The organism is Streptomyces sp. NPDC057474, from assembly GCF_042802555.1.
Classification (GTDB): Bacteria; Actinomycetota; Actinomycetes; order Streptomycetales; family Streptomycetaceae; genus Streptomyces.
This window is the reverse complement of the sequence record NZ_JBHVDX010000440.1, coordinates 1-3,283: the sequence shown is the minus strand read 5'-3', so window position 1 is coordinate 3,283 and position 3,283 is coordinate 1. Positions and strand designations below refer to the sequence as shown.

2 protein-coding genes are annotated in these 3,283 nt (G+C 71.9%); one reads left to right on the top strand and one right to left on the bottom strand.

The window, feature by feature from the left end; genetic code table 11:
- Nucleotides 1-95 precede the first annotated feature (95 nt).
- Complete coding sequence (locus ACFU53_RS47400) at nucleotides 96-1,916, bottom strand: S8 family serine peptidase (RefSeq protein ID WP_384006685.1); 1,821 nt, start codon at nucleotides 1,914-1,916, stop codon at nucleotides 96-98.
- Nucleotides 1,917-2,318: 402 nt separating this feature from the next.
- Here ACFU53_RS47400 and ACFU53_RS47395 point away from each other — a divergent pair.
- Nucleotides 2,319-3,283 (top strand): lytic polysaccharide monooxygenase (locus ACFU53_RS47395; protein WP_384006688.1); only part of this gene is annotated, 965 nt, incomplete at its 3' end.

Sequence of the window (3,283 nt, the reverse complement as noted above, 5' to 3'; positions counted from 1 at the left end):
GCCGATGCCCGCTCGCATCGGTCGGCCGCCGGCAGTGGGGGGTGGCGGTCAGTCGGCCCGGCCGGTCAGCCGGGGCCCGGCCCCTGGACCGGGGCTCAGAAGGTCAGCTTCCAGCTGTTGAGGCGGCCGGTGTCCGAGGCCGCGACGTCCTGGACGCGCAGCTTCCAGGTGCCGTTGGCGACCTCGCTGGACGCGTTCACCGAGTAGGTGGTGACCAGGTTGTCGGCGGAGTCCGAGCTGGAGGCCTTGAGAGGGTAGGGCGAGCCGTCGGGGGCCACCAGGGTCAGGACCAGGTCACCGCGGTAGGTGTGGGTGATGTCCACGCCGACCTGCAGGGTCGAGGGCGCGTTGCCGGTGCGGCCGGTGACGGAGATCGAGGACTCGATCGCCGCTGCGTTGTCCGGGATGGAGACGGCCGTGGCGTTGGTGAAGGTGGTGCCCCCCGTGGAGCCCCCGCCGGAGCCCCCGGTCACCGCCTGCACCGTCTTGGCCGCGTCGGCGAGGCCCGCGCCACAGCCGCCCGAGCAAGCACCAGGCAGAGCACGCGAGTTGGTCTTGATCGCGGACTCGATCTGGGCCGGCGTCAGCGCGGAGCTCGCCGACTTCAGCAGCGCGGCGAGGCCCGCGATGTGCGGGGCGGCCATGCTGGTGCCCTGGTAGTAGTCGTACGTCTCGCCGGACGGGCCGGCGGTGCCGGTGTTCAGCGTGGACAGGATGCCGCCGGACGTGGTCGTGCGGGTCTCGCCGCCGGGGGCCGCGATGTCGACGACCGAGCCGAAGTTCGAGTAGTACGAGCGGGCGCCGGCACGGTTGGTGGCCGCCACCGAGATCACGTTGCCGCAGCTCGCCGGCGAGTAGTTGGACGCGTTGGCGTTGCTGTTGCCCGCCGCGACGACGACCGTGGTGCCGCGGTTCACGGCGGCGTTGATCGCGCTCTGGGTGGCGGTGGTGCAGGCGCCGCCGCCACCGAGGCTCATGTTGATGACCTTGGCGATGTTGGTGTTGGCGGGCACACCGGAGACGGTGCCGCCGGACGCCCAGGTGATCGCGTCGATGATGTCGGAGTCGTAGCCGCCGCACTTGCCGAGCACCCGCAGCGGGGAGACCTTGGCGCCGTAGGCGATACCGGCGACGCCCTTGCTGTTGTTGGTGACTGCCGCGATGGTGCCCGCGACGTGCGTGCCGTGCCAGGAGGAGGTGGTGGCCTCCCAGTCGGTGGCACACTCGCCGTCCGCGGTCCAGTCGCCCGGGTCGGCCGGGTTGCTGTCACGGCCGTTGCCGTCGTTGGAGACGGCGGTGTCGGCGATGAAGTCGTAACCGCCGACGATGTTCGCGGCGAGGTCGGAGTGGGCGACGTAACCGGTGTCGATGACGGCGACCGTCACCCCGGTGCCGGTGACCTTGTCCCAGGCGCCCGGCAGGTTCATGCCCGCGGTGGACTCGTAGAGGTCCCACTGCTTGGTGTACTCGGTGTCGTTCGGGGTGGCCAGCGCCTTGTTCAGGCGGTCCGGGACGACATAGGCGACCTGCGGGTCGGCCTGGTACTCGGCGACGACGTCGGCGACGTCCGTCTTGGTGAGGTCCTCACCCAGGTCGACGAGGGCCGCGCCGCTGCCGAGCCGGCGCTGGAAGTCGAGGCTCTCGCCGGCCTCCTTGCCCTTGGCCGCGGCGTCGGCGTCGGCGGCCTTGTTCGACGTGGCCTCGGCGGCGCCGGACTTGTACCCGACGATCAGGCGCTCGGCGGTGGTACCGGGCGCGGCCTCGGTGGCACCGGCGACGGCGGGCGCGGCGTCGGCCTTGGCGGACGGGGCCTGGGCGAAGGCGACCGAGGAGGTCATGCCCGCCACCAGGGCGACGGAGACCGCGGCGACGGATATGAGCTTCCGTCCGGCGGTACGGGAGGGGGAGGTACGCAAGGGCTTCGCCTTTCGTGGCCTGCTCATGTCAGGGGAGGAGCGGCAGTGAAGCGCTTCGTCATCGAAGCGGCGGGGGGTCCAGAAAGGGTTGGCGCGAAGGCCGGCCAGGCGCGAGCTGTGCCACCAGGGGTTACCTGTGGTTCGGCTGTGCGATGACATTAGGCAAAGCCCAGGTCATGGGGATACGGGGAAAACCCTCGACCCCCGGAGAACTCCCCTATGCCGCCCGGAAGTCGGGCCCGGATGTGCCACTTCGCCGGGTTTGCCGAGGCTCTGCCGCCGCACGACGCATGGCCGGATCCGAACGGTCGAACAGGGTCGCGGAGTTGAACGCGGCACCCCCGGGTCCCGTACGACACGGTGGACCGCAAGACCTCGACCCCCATGGATCGGACGTACCGGATGTACCGCTTGTCCGCCCGCCGCACCAACGGCTGCCGTACGCCCGGCCGCGGCACCACCGGCCGCCGCACCGTGGTCACGACCGCCGCCGCCACCGTCGTCGCCCCGCTGCTCCTCACCGCGGGGGCCGTGACCCCGGCCTCGGCGCACGGTGCGCCGACGGATCCGGTGAGCAGGGTCTCGGCGTGCTCACCCGAGGGCGGCAGTCAGGGGTCGGCGGCGTGCAGGGCGGCGATCGCCGCGAACGGCGCGCCCTTCACCGCGTGGGACAACATGCGGATCGCCGGGGTGAACGGGCGGGACCGGGAGGTCGTCCCGGACGGGCAGCTGTGCAGCGGAGGGCTCGCGCCCTACAAGGGGCTCGACCTGGCCCGCGCCGACTGGCCCTCGACCCGTCTCTCCCCCGGCACCACGCTGAACCTGACGTACCGGTCGACGATCCCGCACACCGGGACCTTCAAGCTGTTCCTGACCAAACCGGGGTACGACCCCACGAAGCCGCTGACGTGGTCCGATCTGCCCGAGAAGCCGTTCGCCTCGATCACCGACCCGCCGCTGCGGAACGGCTCGTACCAGTTCTCGGCGAAGCTGCCCGCGGACCGGGCCGGGCACCAGGTGCTGTACACGATCTGGCAGAACACGAGCACGGTCGACACGTACTACTCGTGCTCGGACGTGGTGTTCCCCAAGGCGAAGCAGGCCAATTCGGGGGCGGGAAACGGGAGTTCGGAGAAGACGCCCGCCGGGAGCGAGGAGCCGGCGGCCGAGAAGCCGGCGGCCGAGACGTCCGAGCCCGCCACGGCGGCGCCGACGGAATCCACGAAAGCGCCGTCCACCGGCGGCGACAGCGACGACGCCGGCGACGCGCAGGCGGCCGACCCCGGCAGCCCCGTCGCCTCCACGACCGACGAGAGCGGCGCCTCCGTGCCGCTGGTGGCGGGCGGCGCCACGGCGTTGGTACTCGC